The following is a 15,983-nucleotide window of genomic DNA, read 5'->3' as shown; positions in this document are numbered from 1 at the left end:
GCCCCGCCCCCGCCCGCCCGGCGGCCCCCCCGGCCGCCCCCCCGCCGCTCGTCTCTCCCGCTCGGATCAATTGCTGGAGACCGTGACCTTGTCGTCGTTCTTCAGCTCGCCCATGAGCTGCTTGACCTTGGTCATGTCCCACTGCACCGCGCTGCCCTTGGAAGTGGACAGGCCGGGGTTGGCGATCGGCATGTTCATCTGCTTGCCGTCACCGCCGGAGACGCTCTTCATCGCGAAGAACATGTCCTTCACGTCCCACAGGCTCATGTCCTTGTCGACGACCAGGTTGTCCAGGCCGGCGCCCATCGTCGGGTAGAGCTTGAAGGGGTTCATGATCGTGCTCGGCGAGGCCGCCTTGTTGGCCAGCGCGGAGAGGAACTTCTGCTGGTTCTTGGTGCGGTCCAGGTCGCCGCCCGCGAGGCCGTAGCGCTGCCGGACGAAGGCGAGCGCCTGCTGGCCGTCCAGCGTCTGCTTGCCCTTCTTCAGGTCATTGCCGGACTTCTTGTCCTTCATGTCCTGCGGGACGTCGATGTCGACGCCGCCGACCCCGTCCACGAGATTGGCGAAGCCGTCGAAGCCGATCTCCGCGTAGTGGTCGATCTTCAGGCCGGTGTTGTACTCGACCGTGCGGACGAGCAGCGAGGGGCCCTCGGAGGAGTACGACGCGTTCAGCTTGTTCTGGCCCGCCGGGATCCGCCGGCCGCTCTCCGAGCCGGTGAAGGCCGGGATGGTGACCCAGGAGTCACGCGGGAGGCTGACCATGGTGTTCCCGTTCTCACCGACATGGAGAAGGATCATGGAGTCGGTGCGGCGGCCCTCGGCCGAGCCGGTGTGCAGCTTCTTCTTGTCCTCGTCGGACATGCCCTCGCGGCTGTCCGAACCCACGATGAGGTAGTTGGTGCCCTTGCCACCGCCCGGCCGGTCCTCGACCTTGCTCAGGTCCACCTCGTTGCGGAGCTTGGAGTCGGCCCAGATGTAGGTGCCGATGCCGACGGCGAGCAGCAGGACGACCAGGGTGACCAGGCCGATGGTTATCCGGCGCTTCCAGTTCTTCGGCCTCACCGGACGCGGGCCGGGGCCGCCCGGACCGCCGGGGCCGTGGGGGTCGTCGCCGCCCGGTCCGCCGGGGCCGTGGCCGTAGACCTGCCCTGTGTTGTAGCCGTCGTCGTAGTCGTCATAGCCCTGGGACGCCTGCTGCCGCGGAATGGTGCCGTGGGGCGAGAGGTCGGGCGGCAGCGGCGGCTCGTTGTACGGCGGCGGACCGCCCGCGCCGGGCGCCGAGCGCCTCACTTGCGGCATAGCACGCGCCCCCTCTGGGTCGGGGCTGCCGCTACCACGTCCGTACCGGCCGCTGCGGTCGCCGGTCGATCCCTGGGGCCATTCGCTCATGCAAGGCAGTGTGCCTGGTCGGGGGGGTCGCCTTACAGGGCGGGGGCCGGATCGGGGCACGGCTGTTGCAGACCTGATAAGAATGTGGTCCGCATAAGGTGGACGGCATGACCAATCAGGCCCACGGTGCGGAACCGGAGCTTCCGGGAAAGCCCACCTCCGCCTCCCGTACCACGCTGTCACACATCATGACGGGCAGTGACACCAATCTCCTCGGGACCGTCCACGGCGGCGTGATCATGAAACTGGTGGACGACGCGGCCGGAGCGGTCGCCGGACGCCACTCCGAGGGGCCCGCGGTCACCGCGTCGATGGACGAGATGGTCTTCCTCGAACCGGTCAGAGTCGGCGACCTCGTCCATGTGAAGGCCCAGGTCAACTGGACCGGCCGGTCCTCCATGGAGATCGGGGTGCGGGTGCTGGCCGAGCGGTGGAACGAGTCCACGCCCGCCACCCAGGTCGGCAGCGCCTATCTCGTCTTCGCCGCCGTCGACGCCGACGGCAAGCCCCGGCCCGTGCCCCCGGTCATCCCGGAGACCGAGCGGGACAAGCGGCGGTACCAGGAGGCCGAGATCCGCCGGACCCACCGGCTGGCCCGCCGCCGCGCGATCAAGGAACTCCGCGCCCGGCGCGCCGCCCCGCGCGCCGACGACGACACCGAGGACGCCGGGCGATGACCCCTCGGGTCAGAGGGAGCGAGTGGCGCCCTCGGGGCAGACGACCTCGTCGCCGGTAATGGCCCCGAACCCGGCCGTGTCGCTCCGCGGCTTCTCGACCCGGACCGGCCGCACACCCGTGTAGTCCGCGCCGATCGTGATCTGCATCACGGCGCCCTGCCCGGCCACCGGCTTCAGCCGGGCCCCGGGCAGCGCGGCGGCCAGCGAGCGCACCGAGCGGTCCCAGACGGGGTCGTACGCGATCACCGTGCGCCGGACGTCGGGGGTCGCGGCGTCGGCGGGGGAGCCGGTGGTGGCGAAGCCGGTGGCGTGCAGCGCGCGGTCCGCGCGGCGGGCGAGCCCCGCCGTATTGGTGCCGTTGAGCACGTGGACCCGGACCCGGCCCGGGTCCACGTCGACCGGGGTGGCGCCGGGACGCTTCGGGCGGTGGGCGACCAGCGGCCGGTCCTCGCGGAGGGTGGTGAAGAGCCGCTCGGCCTTGGGCTGGTCCCAGCGCAGTGTGGAGCCGGCCCCCTTCACCGGGACGCCGGGCAGGATCACCGGAACCGAGGCGAACTCCGAGGACGCGGGGGTGACGCCGCTCATCGCCCGCCCCAGGGTGACCATGTCCGCCGCCCCGAAGCCGTGGTCGGCGCGGACTGAGCCCAGCAGGGCCCCGGCCACCCGGTTGAACCGCACCGGGTTGAGCAGGATGCCACCGGCGGTGGTCTGGTGGACCACGGCGGCCAGGAAGCGCTGCTGGCGCTGGATCCGGCCCAGGTCGGAGGTGCCGTCGACATGCCGGGAGCGGACGTACTGCAGCGCCTGGCCGCCGTTCAGAACATGGGTGCCGGCCGCCAGGTCAAGCCCCGTGTGGTCGTCCTTGAGCGGCCGCGCGGTGCAGATCTTGACCCCGCCGAGCACATCGACCGTTTTCATGAAGCTGGTGAAGTCCACCTCGAGGTAGTGGTCGATGTGGATGCCGGTCAGCTGCTCCACGGTGCGCACGGTCAGGCTCGGCCCGCCCTCGGCGTACGCGGCGTTGAGCTTCCGCGGATGGTGCGGATGGCGCTTGCCGGTCGCGTCGGTGTACGCGGGGATCTGGGCGTACGAGTCGCGGGGCAGGCTGACCGCGCTGACCCGGCGGTGGTCGGCCGACAGATGCATCAGCATGATCGTGTCGGTGCAGCGGCAGGGGGCTCCGCCCAGCCGGTACAGCGCCTTCTCCCGAGGCGTGATCTTCTCCCGTCCGTCCGTGCCGACCACGAGGAAGTTGACGCCCCCGCCGGTGTTCTTCGGCCGGTTGTCCAGGCCGCCGAAGGCATCCACCCGGTGGATCCCGGATTCGAGCTCACTGACCAGCAGATGCCCGATGCCGCTGACCGCCAGCACCAGAGCGGCGCCGCCCGTGGCGAGCCGCAGCCCCCAGCGGGGGCGGCGGGAGCGGGGGCGCGGCGGGCGCGGCGATCGGGCCGGTGCACTCACTCCGGGGACCTCCGTGAACGGGTGGGCTGGGCGGAACCGCCTCACCGTAGGCCCATACGACGATCGCTTTGACGGCCCCACGCCGCCCGTGTGGTGCGCTGCCACCCGGGCGGCGCGTTCCGGTGTCCCCCATTCGCGGTAACGTGGGCGCGATATCGCAGTCTTTTGGGGCCCCACCCCCAGTCTCCTGGGGCCCGGCCCCCGAACCCCGAGGTGCCATGCCCCCGCATCAGCTCCCGGCCGTCTCCGTGATCATGCCGGTGCTCAATGAGGAACGCCATCTGCGCAATGCCGTGCGGCACATCCTGGAGCAGGAGTACGACGGTGAGATGGAGGTGGTGATCGCGCTCGGCCCGTCCGCGGACCGTACCGACGAGATCGCCGCCGAACTGGTGGCGGAGGACCCCCGGGTGCATACGGTCCCCAATCCCACGGGCCGCACCCCCGCCGCCCTGAACGCGGCGATCAAGGCATCCCGCCATCCGGTGGTGGTGCGGGTCGACGGCCACGGCATGCTCTCGCCGAACTACATCGCGACCGCCGTACGGCTCCTGGAGGAGACCGGCGCGCAGAACGTCGGCGGGATCATGCACGCCGAGGGCGAGAACGACTGGGAGAAGGCCGTCGCCGCCGCCATGACCTCCAAGATCGGGGTGGGCAACGCCGCCTTCCACACCGGCGGCGACGCGGCCCCCGCCGAGACCGTCTATCTGGGCGTCTTCCGGCGCGAGGCGCTGGAGCAACAGGGCGGCTACAACGAGGAGTTCATCCGCGCCCAGGACTGGGAGCTGAACTTCCGGATCCGCGAGGCCGGCGGGCTGATCTGGTTCTCGCCCGAGCTGAAGGTCTCCTACCGGCCGCGGCCGAGCGTGCGGGCCCTGGCCAAGCAGTACAAGGACTACGGGCGCTGGCGCCATGTCGTCGCCCGCTTCCACCAGGGCTCGATCAATCTGCGCTATCTCGCCCCGCCGACCGCCGTCGTCGCCATCGCGGCGGGCATCGTGGCGGGCGCGGCCGTCACCCCGTGGGCCTTCGTGATCCCCGGCGGCTATCTGGCCGCGATCGTCGCGGGCTCGATCCCGGCGGGCAAGGGGCTTCCGGTGATGGCCCGGCTGCGGGTCCCGGTGGCGCTCGCGACCATGCACATGTCCTGGGGCTGGGGCTTTCTGACCAGCCCGCGGGCGCTCGCCAAGCGGGTCATCGCCAGCCGCCGCCCGGCGGTCATGGCCCCGTAGCGCTGCGCGAAGGGGCCGGACCCGCTGTGGGTCCGGCCCCTTCGCCGTGCCGTCACGGGGGCGTCAGAAGGTGTAGCCCGGGTTGACCTTCATACAGCCCTTCTGCTCGCCGTTGAGCGCGTCCGCGCTCTCGGGCGTCTTGGCGCCGTCGTCCGTCGCCGCCTTCGGGTAGGTGGCGCCCTCGCGCCAGTCGTTGCCGACCACCACGGTGATCTCCTGGACCGACGTCGACGACTTCGCCGCGGACTTCGGCAGCTTCAGCGCCTTGGCCACGGCCAGGCCGTCGCCCTGCCGGTCCTCGCCCGGGTAGAGGACGGTGGTGTCGGCCTGCGAGATGAGCACCGTGTTCGCGGTGGCCTTGGCGTAGCCGAGCCGCGCCAGCTCGGAGGTGATGTCCGAGGCCCGGCCGGAGACCGGCCCCAGGACGGTGCTGGCGGTGCCGTTCTGCACCACCACCGGGAGCTGCTCCTTGGGCTCGGTGGGCGCCGGGGTGGCGTCGGGCTTCTTCTTGTCCTTGCCGTCCAGCGCGGTGTCGCTGCGCAGCAGCGAGAAGGTCTGCTCGGCGTCGCCCGGCTTGGGCAGTACGTACTCCCCGCCGCCGCCGTACTCCCAGGGCATGGTGATCATGGTGGTGCGCTTGGTCGGCACCCGCTTGAGGTCATTGCCCAGGTCGTACAGTTTCTTGACGGTGCCCAGGCCGTGGTCGACGGTCAGCGCCTCGGTGGCGGCCTCCGCGAGGTCCATCAGCTTGCCCGGGTCGCTCAGCTTGGTGCCCGACTTCAGCTGGCGGATCATCGAGGTCATATACATGTGCTGGGCCTTGGCCCGGCCGATGTCGGTGTTGTCCTCGAAGCCGTAGCGGGTGCGCAGCCACTGGAGGGCCTGGACGCCCTTGACGTTATGGGTGCCCTTGGTCAGCTTCAGCCCGGAGCCATGGCCCTTGCTGTCATGGGAGTAGACGTTGTTGTTCACGCACACCGGGACGCCGCCGATGGCGTCGGCCATGGAGACCACCCCGGAGAAGTCGATCATCATGAAGTGATCGATGTAGAGGCCGGTGAGCTCCTTCCAGGTGGCGACCGTGCAGCCCGGACCGCCGTTCTGGAGCGACTGGTTGATGGCCCCCACGGTCTTCGGATACACCGTTCCGTCGTGTGGATCGGTGCACTGGGGGATGGTCACCCGGGTGTCGCGCGGGATGCTGACCACCGACATGTTGCTGCGGTCGGCCGAGACATGCACCAGCATCTGCACATCGCCCAGCGGCTTGCGGTCCGCGTCCTGCTTGGCCCCGCCCAGCTTGACGTTCTCCGCGGTGTTCCGGCCGTCGGAGCCTATGAGCAGGATGTTGAGGGGGGTCTGGCCGGCGGCGTTGGGCTCGGGTTTGCCGATCTTGCTGTCGCCGAGGTCCAGATCCTCCTTCCGCAGATTCCCGTTCAGATGTTCGTAGTAGAAGTATCCGGCGCCGGCCGCGCCGAGTACCAGTACGGCCAGCGTCAGGGCGGTCCAGCGCAGGATCCGCACCCCGCGACTCCGCTTCGGCGGCTCCTTGCCGCGCCGCCTGTTGCCACTCGGCTGCCCTCTACCGCTTGAGCGGCGCCCCGCGTCCGGTGACGCGGGGCGCTCCCCTTCCTGCGGGCTGCCGTCCTCACCGGGCTCGCGGGGCTCGGGGACGGCGGCCCGCCGCCCTCTCTCCCCCCGCCCCCTCACACTGCTCTGCCCCATCGGGCCCTCCCCGCAGTTCTCTAGGTCGTCCGGCCCGGGTTCCGCCGGCCGGCGACGGTCACTTGGCGCAGACGTTCTTGTCGTCGGCCTCGACCCGTTGAATGTCCTTCGGCGCCTTCGCCGGAGCGGAGATCGGTGTGCCGGCGCCCTTGAAGTCCGCGCCCAGCGTCAGGCTCATCTCCGCCTTCGGCTCGGCGTCCTTCGTGCCTTCCTTCATGGCGGAGGCGGGCAGCCCCATGCTGTCGGCCAGCCGGCGCGCCTGGTCGGCCTGGTTGGGTGCGTACTCGAGCGTCGTCTTCTTCAGCTCTGCCGGAGCGTTTCCGCCGTTGCTGGTGAGGAGCATCCCCTCGGTGTTCTGCATCCAGTCGACGGTCTCCTGGGCGGCGCCGAACTGCCCGCTGCCGTTGAGCACCTTGACCCGGACATCGGCGGGATCGGACTTGGGCCCCTTCAGCCGCGCCGCCTGCTCGTCCTTGGCCGCCTTCTCCTTCTTCTTGACCTCGGTCAGGGACACGTCCTGGCGGACCATGGAGAACAGCGGCTCGGCCTTGGTCTTGTCGAGCAGCACGGTCGCACCGTCGGTGTTGTCGACGACCGGGACGGTCGCGAAGGTGACGTTCTTGAGGTCGACCTTGCTCAGGTTCTTCCCCAGCGAGGCCAGCTTGTTGACGGTGCCGATCCCGGTGTCCACCGTGAGCGCCTTGGTGGCGGTCTGGGCCAGGTCCCACATCTTGCCCGGGCTGGTGAGCGTCCCGCTGTCCTTCATCTTGCGCATCAGCGAGCTCAGGAACTGCTGCTGGAGCTTGATGCGGTCCAGGTCGCCGCCGAAGCCGACGGTGTGCCGGGTCCGGACGAACGCCAGCGCCTCCTCGCCCTCGATCGTGTGGCGGCCCTTCTTGAGGTTCAGATGCGACTTGGGGTCGTTGACGTCCTTGGCGACACACACCTCGACCCCGCCGACCGCCGAGGACATCTCCTTGACCGCGTTGAAGTCGGCCATCATGAAGTGGTCGATCTCCAGCCCGGTGAGCTTCTCGACCGTCTGCCAGGTGCAGCCGGGGTCGCGCCCCTCCTGGCCGAGGCTGGTGTTGAAGCGCACCTCCGACTCGCCCGGGATGCTCTTGAAGGAACCGTCCTTCTGCTTCGTACGGCAGTCCGGGATGTCGGTGATCATGTCGCGCGGAATGGACAGCACGGTCGCGTTGGACCGGTCCTCCGAGACATGGAAGAGCAGCGTGGTGTCGGCGTGACCGACGCTCCCCGCGTCGCCGTACCCCTCGTTCCCTTTTCCGTCGCGCCGGTCGGTGCCGATCAGCAGGATGTTCATCGGGCCGTCGGAGACCGCGGCGTTGTTCTCGCCGACGTCGACCTTGCTGATGTTGTTGTTGAGGTGCTGATAGACGAAGTACGCCGCGGCAGAACCGCCCACCAGCAGGAAGGCCAGGGTGCCGCTGCCCCAGTACAGCGCCTTCTTCGTCTTCGACTTCTTCGGCTTCGGCCTGCGACGGCTGACCGGGCCCGTCGCCTTCTCCTTCTCCGACTCCCGTTTGGCCGCCCGCCGGCGCCCCCTGGGTTCGGAGTCGGTGGCGTCGTCACGGCTCGACGATCTGGAGACCCGTCGCAGCTCCGTGGTGTCGTCCGCCGATGTCTCGGCGGCGTTCAGCCGCAGCTCGTAATTGCCCGTATTCGGGTCGAACACCCACTGATCGGCTGGGTCGAAGTCACCTGCCCCGCCAGGGCCTTGCGCGTCCACGGTCGTTTGTGTCCTCCGTCGGTGCCACGCGGCGCCTCCCCCTCAAGGCGCTCCAACTGTCTTGGTGCAGTGCGCGGCCACCTCGTAGAGCGCACCGGATCGCTCACACTATCCGCCCAGATCAGCGTCAAGCGACGCCGGTGACAAATTCCACTTCCCTACAACTGGGCAATCTGCCCAATCCTTATCTCATCCTTCACGATTCGTGGTCCGCCCTTAACGTGCTTTTACTCGCAGATGCCTCGCGCGGCCGTCGTCCCTTGGTACGGGCTGAGGTTGCCGGCCTTCTGGTCGCCGCCCGTCGAGGCCGTGACGGTGTGGGCCACCGGCACCGGCCGATCCAGCCGCAACTGCTGGAACAAGCGGTCGGCGTCGGGCTGGACGAGCTCATCCCGGTTCTTGTTGTACGTATAGGGCTGCCGCGGAATCGTGAGGAACCGGATCTTCTCCCGCGGGATGTCCCGCACCCCGCGCACCAGCGCGTACAGATCCTTGAGCGAATCCAGCCCCGGATCCGTGGTCAGCGAGGACGTCGCCGCGTTGAGCACCGGATACAGCTTCGCCGGATTGAGCAGCACACCATTACTCTGCACTTTCTTCACAAGCGAGCCCATGAACTCCTGTTGTCTGCCGATGCGCTCCGTGTCGCTGCCGTCGCCGATGCTGTACCGGGCGCGCACATAGCCCAGCGCCTGCTCCCCGTGGAGGACCTGACGGCCCGCGGGCAGCTTCAGATGCGCGTCATCGTCGTCCACGGGCTCCTTCAGGCACATCTCCACCCCGCCGACCGCGTTCACCAGCCGCTTGAAGCCGCTGAAGTCCACGATCAGATGGTGGTCGACGCGGATCCCGGTCAGCTTCTCGACGGTGCGGATCGAACAGGCCGCGCCACCGGCCTCGAACGCCCAGTTGAACTGGGCCAACCGGGCCTGGGTCCGCTTTCCGTCCGGCTGGTCGCAGGCCGGGATGTCCACCATCAGATCGCGGGGGATGGAGACGGCGGTGGCGCTCTTTCCACCGGCCTGCAGATGCAGCAGGATCGTGGTGTCCGAGCGCTGGGTGCCGGTGTCCTTGCCGTACTTGCCGTTGCCCTTGCCGCCCCGGTTGTCGGAGCCGATCAGCAGGATGTTCTGCGCGTCCCGCACCACCGACACCGGCCGCTCGGCCTCGTACTTCCTCAGCTCGTCCGCGGTCCGGGTATCGGTGCGGATATTGCCGTCGAGGCGCTCGTAGAACCACCACCCCGCCCCGGCGACCGACAGCACCAGCATGGCCACGCCCAGCGCGAGAACACGCGGCCAGCGGCGCCTGCGTCTCGGCGCAGGCTCAGAGCTGTCGGTCGTCACGTCCGCGTCCTCCCACCCGTCTTCCGCCCGGGGGCGGAGCGGCATCGCATGCCGGGATACCGATTAACGGAACAGACATGCGAAGCCCGTACATGGTTGTACGTATCCGTAGATCATCGCGCGGGGTGGGCGACGCGGCCCGTGGACTCGGCCCGCGGTCCGCCGGACGGGTCAGGGGCGGGAAGGGGGGTGGGGCGTGGGATCTGAGGTCTGGGGTGGGGCGGCTGCGGAGTGGTTTCGGGGTGGTCTCGGGGTCGTCTCGGGGTGGGGTGGTCGGCCCCAGGTGGGTTGTGGCCGTGGCTGTGGCCGTGGCCTCAGGGCATGGTGGCGGTGACGCGCTCGCTCTCCTTGCGCCCCGCCAGCCCCTTCTCGTCCAGCCGGTCCAGATGGCGGCAGAGCACCACCGAACCGCCGGTGGCCAGCGGTGCGTACAGCCCGTAAGACAGTCCCTCCCAGTTGTCGTAAGCAAGCCCCGAGAGGATCCGTGAACCGGGCCCGAGCCCCTGCGCGGCGGCGTCGGCCTGCGCCCGCTCCACCACCTCCGCGCTCGTCAGCTCCACACCGCCGACGGCCAGCGCGGGCGCCTCCGGGTCCACCGGGGAGTACGGGGCGAAACGGTCGCCCTGGCTGGGCACCTCCACGGCGTAGTCCGCGAACCCCTCCGGCAACTGGGGGAACCGGCCACCCAGCGGCTGCAGCGACAGCGCCACCCGCTCACCGGAGCACTCCCGTGCCTCCTTGAGGGTGTCCGGGCCGCTGACGACGAGATCGGCGGAGGCCGGGTCGCCCCCGATGTCCACGAGGACCCCGACCGAGGAGCAGGCCACCAGCCACACGGCGGTCTGCCAGTGGGCGGGCAGCAGCAGTGCGCATCGGTCGCCCGGCGCGGCGGCCAGATCGTCCTGGAGCAGATTGGCGGTCTTCGCCACCCAATTGGCGAAGGTGGCCACGGAGAGTTCGACACGTTCGCCCGTGGCGTCGTCGTAGAAGGTCACGAGCGGGCGGGGCGGGTCCGCGGCGAGCGCGGATCCCAGCAGGTCGGCGGGGGTGCGATCGGTGGCGTTCACGCGCGCAAGACTACGCGCCGAAGATGCGGCGCGGACGGGGTCGGTGGGGCTTGGCCAAGCGGACGGTCCGCGACGTGCCCGCTCTTCCGAATGGACAGGTTTGTCCCCTTATGTAGACGATTTCAATCATGCGTGCATACCTGGCATCCTCGATCGGCGTCGCGTGCACCGCCGCCCTCGCCCTGCCCCTCGCCGTCTATCCCGGCCCCGCCCACGCCCGGGCCGAGCGGACCACCGCATCCTCCGGCTTCACGCAGTCGCTGCCGCTCCTTCCCCTCGTGGCGGACGGACTCGACCGGGGTGTGGTCACGCCCGGCGGCGACGCCCCGGCCCCGGCCCCGGTATCGGCCCCGGTATCGGCCCCGGTATCGGCCCCGGTACCGGCCCCGGCCGACCGGGGGGTCGCCGCGTCGCGCGTACGGCCGTTCTCGCTCGTCGGCGTCGTCTGGGACCAGCCCTCCGCCGACCTCCGCGGCCGGGTGCAGGTCCGCACCCGCGCGGTCGGCGGCGAATGGTCTCCATGGCGCGAGCTGCTGCCGTACGGGGACGAGGCCCCCGACCCCGACTCGCCTGAACTCCGGGGCGTACGGGCCCACGGCGGCACCGCACCGCTGTGGGTGGGCGACTCGGACGGCGTGCAGGCGCGGGTGCGGCCGGAAGGGGTGGCGGTGGCGGGCGGGGGCGCGGGCGCTGGTGCCGGTGGGGGTGCTGGTGCGGATGCGGGCGGGGGCGCCGGTGTGGACACGGGCGGTGCCGCCGGTGTGGACACGGCCGGTGCCGCCGGTGTGGACGCGGGCGGGGGTGCTGCCGCAGACGCGAGTGCGGACGGGGGCCCAGGCGCCGGTGCCCGGTCGGCGGCGCTGCCGTCCGGGCTGCGGCTGGAGCTGATCGACCCCGGTGAGGCCCCGGCGCCGCCACCCCCGGACCGGGCCGTACTGCGCGCCCTTCCGGCGCATCCGGCGCCGACGGCAGGGGGTGTCGCGCCGGGCACGAGGCCGTCGGCGGGGCCGTCCTGGGGGCCCTCGGGGTGGTCCGCGAGGCCGTCCCCCAGACCCTCCAGGCCATCCGTCAGGCCGTCCTGGCCCTCAAGGTGGTCCGCGAAGCCGTCCCCCAGACCCTCCGGGTCATCCGCCAAGCCGCTGCCGTACCCCTCCACCCACTCCACCCCCTCCACCCCCTCCACCCACTCCACTCACTCCACCCAGCCCACGCCGCCGCCCGGCGCCATCACCCCGCCGCCCAGCGCACTCGCCGAGGAGGCGACCAAGGCGAACGCCGCCCGCTACAGCGCGCCGCGGCCCAGCATCGTCACCCGCGCGGGCTGGGGCGCCGACGAGAAGATCCGTGAAACGGGCCACGTCTACAGCAAGACCGTGAAGGTCGCCTTCATCCACCACACCGTGACGGGCAATAAGTACAGCTGCTCCCAGGCGCCCTCCGTTTTGCGCAGTATCTACCGCTACCACGCGAAGAGCCTGGGATGGCGCGATTACGGCTACAACTTCACCATCGACAAGTGCGGAAAAATCTACGAAGGCCGCTCCGGCGGTGTGACCAAAGCCGTACGCGGAGCGCACACGCTGGGCTTCAACACCAACAGCATGGGCGTCGCTGTCCTCGGTACTTTCTCCGCCAAGAAGCCCCCGGCCAAGGCCGTGAAGGCCATCGCCAAGCTCACCGCGTGGAAACTGGGCCTCTTCAAGCGAAATCCGCGTGGCACCACGCATCTGGTGTCCGGCGGCGGCAACAAGTACAAAAAGGGCGCCAACGTAAAGCTCCATGTGATCGCAGGTCACCGCGACGGCTTTGCCACCGAGTGCCCGGGCAAGGACCTCTACAAGAAGCTCGGTTCGGTACGGAAGACAGCCGCCCGCCTCCAGGGGCGCTGATCAGGCGCGGTCCGGGGATCTGCATACACTGGCCGCCGACCGGCGAGCCCCAGCAGGAAGCAGAGACGTTACGTGACCATTGCGCCAGCAACGCCATCGCCAGAGGCGATCCTCCTGGTCGGCGGCAAGGGAACCCGGTTGCGCCCGATGACGGTGCACACTCCCAAGCCGATGGTCCCGGCGGCCGGCGTTCCGTTTCTGACCCACCAACTCGCCCGCGCCCGCGCCGCCGGGGTCGAGCACATCGTGCTCGCCACCTCCTATCTGGCGGAGGTCTTCGAGCCGTACTTCGGTGACGGCTCCGCGTTCGGCCTGCACCTGGAGTACGTCACGGAGGAGGAGCCCCTCGGCACCGGCGGCGCCATCCGCAACGTCGCCTGCCGGCTGCGCTCGGGCCCCGACGACCCGGTGCTGATCTTCAACGGCGACATCCTCACCGGCCTCGACATCCGCGCCCTCATCGACAACCACCGCACGACGGGCGCCGATGTCTCGCTGCACCTCACCCGGGTCCCCGACCCCCGCGCGTACGGGCTGGTGCCCACCGACGAACAGGGCAGGGTCACCGCCTTCCTGGAGAAGCCGCAGACCCCCGAGGAGATCGTCACCGACCAGATCAACGCGGGCGCGTACGTCTTCAACCGCTCGGTCATCGACACCATCCCCGCCGATCGCCCCGTCTCCGTCGAACGTGAGACCTTCCCCGGTCTGCTGGCCGCGGGCGCGCATCTGCAGGGCATGGTCGACTCCACGTACTGGCTCGACCTCGGCACCCCCCAAGCCTTCGTCCGCGGCTCCGCGGACCTGGTGCTGGGCCGGGCCCCCTCCCCGGCCGTACCGGGGCGCTGCGGTGACCGCCTCGTCCTGGACAGCGCCTCGGTCGCGGGCGACGCCAAGCTGACCGGCGGCACGGTCATCGGCCCCCAGGCCCGGGTGGGCGCGGGCGCGCGCATCGACGGCAGCACGGTGCTGGAGGGCGCCGTCGTGGAGGAGGGCGCCCAGGTGCGCGACTCGCTCGTCGGCGCGGGGGCACGCATCGGCGCCCGTACGGTCCTGCAGGGCGCGGTGGTCGGGGACGGCGCGCTGGTCGGCCCGGACAACGAGCTGCGGGACGGCGTACGCGTGTGGTGCGGGGCGGACATCCCGGCGGGGGCGGTCCGCTTCTCGTCCGACCAGTGACGGGGGTGCCGTAGGGCGGGGTTGCCGTGGGGTGCCGTGGGGTGCCTTGGGGTGTGCGGGGTGCGGGGGCGCCCTTGGGTGCGCGGTGGGGTGTGTGGTGGGTGCCGGGTGCGGGGCCTCCGGGGCGGGGCCCTGGACCGTATATTTACGGCGCCATTGACCGGAGGCGTTGGGTGGGCCGGAGATTGGCGCCACAAATACACGTAAGCGTCCAGGACCCCACCCCTGCGACCCCGCCCCCTCCCGCCTCGCCGGCGACCGCGCCCCGGTGGCACAGGACGCCTGCCCGGCCCGCGTCCAGCCCCGGGGCCGGGTGCTGGGCGGGGGGCGGCAGCGACCCCCACCCCCTACCGCCGTCTTGCGGCCACCCGCCAATGGCACAGGCCGCTTCCACGGCTCCGGGCCGCCGGGGTTGGTGGCACGGGTCCTGGCCCGGCTTCGGGGGTGCATCGTCTGCGCCCGGCAGCACGGGCCCCGAAAGACGTCCGCGTCGCCCGGCGGCATGGGCACCTGAGATCCGCGTACCCGATCGCCTGCCCGGTGACAGGCGGACCGGGGGCGCGGTGGTGACTGGGGCCCGGGGGCTACATCGTCCGGAAGTCCCTGACCGCGAAGCGGGGGGCGCGGCGGGGTGGGGTGCGGCCGGACAGGAGGATCAGCCGGGTCGCGCGGTAGCGCTGGCCCGCGTAGGGGGCCAGGAGTTCGAGCATCGCCTCGTCGTCCGCACCCCGCTCTCCGGTGAGCGCGTAGCCGACGATCTGCGGCAGATGCAGATCCCCGACCGTGATCGCGTCCGGGATGCCATTGCTGCGCTGCAGGGTCTCCGCCGCCGTCCAGGGCCCGATACCCGGGATGAGTTGCAGCCGGGCGGAGGCGGAGGCGAGGTCCATGGACGTGGCCTCCTCCAGCCGTCGGGCGACCCGGACGGCCCGCAGGATCGTCGAGGAGCGCTTGGTGTCCACGCCCGCGCGGTGCCACTCCCACGACGGGATCAACGCCCAGGTACGCGGATCGGGCATGACCCGCATCCGCATCCCCTCGGCCGGACCGGGCGCGGGCTCGCCATGGCGCTGGAGCAGCAGCCGCCAGGCACGGTACGCCTCGACGCCGGTGACCTTCTGCTCCAGGATCGAGGGAATCAGGGATTCCAGGACCAGCCCGGTGCGGATGAGCCGGAGACCGGGGTGGCGGCGGTGCGCCTCGTGGACGAGCCGATGGCGGGGCACGAACGCGGACGGGTCGTCGTCCGCCCCGAGGAGGGCGGGCAGGCCGTCCAGCAGCCACTCCGCGCCCGGCCCCCAGGCCCGGCCTTCGACCTCCGCACCCTTGTGCGCGATCCGTATGGTCCCGGGCCCGGCCGGCGTCCGGCTCGCCCGCCAGAAGGCGCCGTCCGCGCCGACCTGAAACGCGGGATCCCCTGGGCCTCGCTGCAGCACGCCGAGGTTACGCGCGAGGTCGCAGGGCCCCGACGGGCTCCAGGTACGTCTCACACACACCCCGCCACCCTACGACCCGCCCAATCCACACTTCCCCCGCCCCGGAGGTGTGCCACTGGCGCCCGCTCGCCGAGGAACTGGGAGGGCGCAGGGCCGCGCCCATCCCCGCCCAGCACCTGGCCCCGGGGCTGAACGCGGGACGGACGGGCGCCCGGTGTCATCGGCGGATGGCCGCAAGACGACGGCAGGGGGTGGGGGTCGCTCCCACTCCCGCCCAGCACCCGGCCCCGGGGCTGGACGTGGGACGGACAGGCGCCCCGGTGCCACCGGGGCGCGGTCGCCGGCGAGGCGGGAGGGGGCGGGGTCGCAGGGGTGGGGTCCTGGACGCTTACGTGTATTTGTGGCGCCGATCTCCGACCCACCCAACGCCTCCGGTCAATGGCGCCGTAAATATACGGTCCAGGGCCCCGCCCCGGAGGCCCCGCACCCGGCACCCACCACACACCCCACCGCGCACCCAAGGGCGCCCCCGCACCCGGCACCCACCACACAACCGACCGCGCACCCAAGGGCGCCCCCGCACCCGGCACCCACCACACACCCCACCGCGCACCCAAGGGCGCCCCCGCCTCAAGGACAACCCCGCGGCGCACCCCAGCAAACGCTCCCGCACCCGTGCCCCCACCCCGCACAACGCGCGCCCCCCTGCCCCCGCGCACACGACCCCACCGCACAACCGGCTCGCACAACCTCGGACCCGGTCACCAGGCCAGACCCCCCGCCCAGACCCCCCCCGCCTAGCCCCCGCCCCGACCCCCGGACC

General features: G+C 71.1%; 11 protein-coding genes. 4 read left to right on the top strand and 7 right to left on the bottom strand.

All coding sequences use genetic code 11. The features are described 5' to 3' along the window. Nucleotides 1–66: 66 nt before the first annotated feature. Nucleotides 67–1,389 carry an LCP family protein gene (locus J5X86_RS49365; protein WP_208523120.1) on the bottom strand — a complete coding sequence of 441 codons (1,323 nt, stop codon included), beginning with the start codon at nucleotides 1,387–1,389 and terminating at the stop codon, nucleotides 67–69. 107 nt (nucleotides 1,390–1,496) lie between these two features. On the opposite strand from J5X86_RS49365, the gene J5X86_RS49360 reads away from it, so the two are divergent. Next, the gene (locus J5X86_RS49360; RefSeq protein ID WP_208523119.1) at nucleotides 1,497–2,066 is read left to right on the top strand and encodes an acyl-CoA thioesterase; all 570 of its coding nucleotides are present in this window, start codon (nucleotides 1,497–1,499) and stop codon (nucleotides 2,064–2,066) included. Between the two features lie 9 nt (nucleotides 2,067–2,075). Here J5X86_RS49360 and J5X86_RS49355 read toward each other — a convergent pair whose 3' ends face one another. Further along, nucleotides 2,076–3,530 carry an LCP family protein gene (locus J5X86_RS49355; protein ID WP_208523118.1) on the bottom strand — a complete coding sequence of 485 codons (1,455 nt, stop codon included), beginning with the start codon at nucleotides 3,528–3,530 and terminating at the stop codon, nucleotides 2,076–2,078. Nucleotides 3,531–3,748: 218 nt separating this feature from the next. Between J5X86_RS49355 and J5X86_RS49350 the strand changes: the two genes are divergently transcribed. Beyond that, the gene (locus J5X86_RS49350; protein ID WP_208523117.1) at nucleotides 3,749–4,765 is read left to right on the top strand and encodes a glycosyltransferase family 2 protein; all 1,017 of its coding nucleotides are present in this window, start codon (nucleotides 3,749–3,751) and stop codon (nucleotides 4,763–4,765) included. A 63-nt stretch (nucleotides 4,766–4,828) separates the two neighbouring features. On the opposite strand, the gene J5X86_RS49345 is transcribed toward J5X86_RS49350, so the two are convergent. The 4 genes from J5X86_RS49345 to J5X86_RS49330 all read right to left on the bottom strand — a co-directional run bounded on the left by J5X86_RS49345 (nucleotide 4,829) and on the right by J5X86_RS49330 (nucleotide 10,656). Beyond that, nucleotides 4,829–6,490 carry an LCP family protein gene (locus J5X86_RS49345; protein ID WP_208523116.1) on the bottom strand — a complete coding sequence of 554 codons (1,662 nt, stop codon included), beginning with the start codon at nucleotides 6,488–6,490 and terminating at the stop codon, nucleotides 4,829–4,831. A 58-nt stretch (nucleotides 6,491–6,548) separates the two neighbouring features. Further along, on the bottom strand, nucleotides 6,549–8,243 hold the full coding sequence (locus J5X86_RS49340) for an LCP family protein (RefSeq protein WP_208523115.1): 1,695 nt from the start codon (nucleotides 8,241–8,243) through the stop codon (nucleotides 6,549–6,551). Between the two features lie 227 nt (nucleotides 8,244–8,470). Beyond that, a complete protein-coding gene (locus J5X86_RS49335; RefSeq protein ID WP_208523114.1) occupies nucleotides 8,471–9,589 on the bottom strand; it encodes an LCP family protein in 1,119 nt (372 codons plus the stop codon). 314 nt (nucleotides 9,590–9,903) lie between these two features. Beyond that, on the bottom strand, nucleotides 9,904–10,656 hold the full coding sequence (locus J5X86_RS49330) for a TIGR03089 family protein (protein ID WP_208523113.1): 753 nt from the start codon (nucleotides 10,654–10,656) through the stop codon (nucleotides 9,904–9,906). 128 nt (nucleotides 10,657–10,784) lie between these two features. On the opposite strand from J5X86_RS49330, the gene J5X86_RS49325 reads away from it, so the two are divergent. Both J5X86_RS49325 and J5X86_RS49320 read left to right on the top strand, forming a co-directional pair. Then, nucleotides 10,785–12,545 carry a peptidoglycan recognition protein gene (locus J5X86_RS49325; protein WP_208523112.1) on the top strand — a complete coding sequence of 587 codons (1,761 nt, stop codon included), beginning with the start codon at nucleotides 10,785–10,787 and terminating at the stop codon, nucleotides 12,543–12,545. Between the two features lie 72 nt (nucleotides 12,546–12,617). Continuing rightward, complete coding sequence (locus J5X86_RS49320) at nucleotides 12,618–13,724, top strand: sugar phosphate nucleotidyltransferase (RefSeq protein ID WP_208523111.1); 1,107 nt, start codon at nucleotides 12,618–12,620, stop codon at nucleotides 13,722–13,724. Between the two features lie 584 nt (nucleotides 13,725–14,308). Here the strand turns inward: J5X86_RS49320 and J5X86_RS49315 are convergent. Further along, the gene (locus J5X86_RS49315) at nucleotides 14,309–15,220 is read right to left on the bottom strand and encodes a DNA-3-methyladenine glycosylase (RefSeq protein WP_208523110.1); all 912 of its coding nucleotides are present in this window, start codon (nucleotides 15,218–15,220) and stop codon (nucleotides 14,309–14,311) included. Nucleotides 15,221–15,983 lie beyond the last annotated feature (763 nt).

Source organism: Streptomyces sp. NEAU-YJ-81, from assembly GCF_017592595.1.
GTDB classification, from domain to species: domain Bacteria; phylum Actinomycetota; class Actinomycetes; order Streptomycetales; family Streptomycetaceae; genus Streptomyces; species Streptomyces hygroscopicus_B.
Note: the sequence above shows the minus strand (reverse complement) of the source record. Positions and strands in the feature narration are given on the sequence as shown.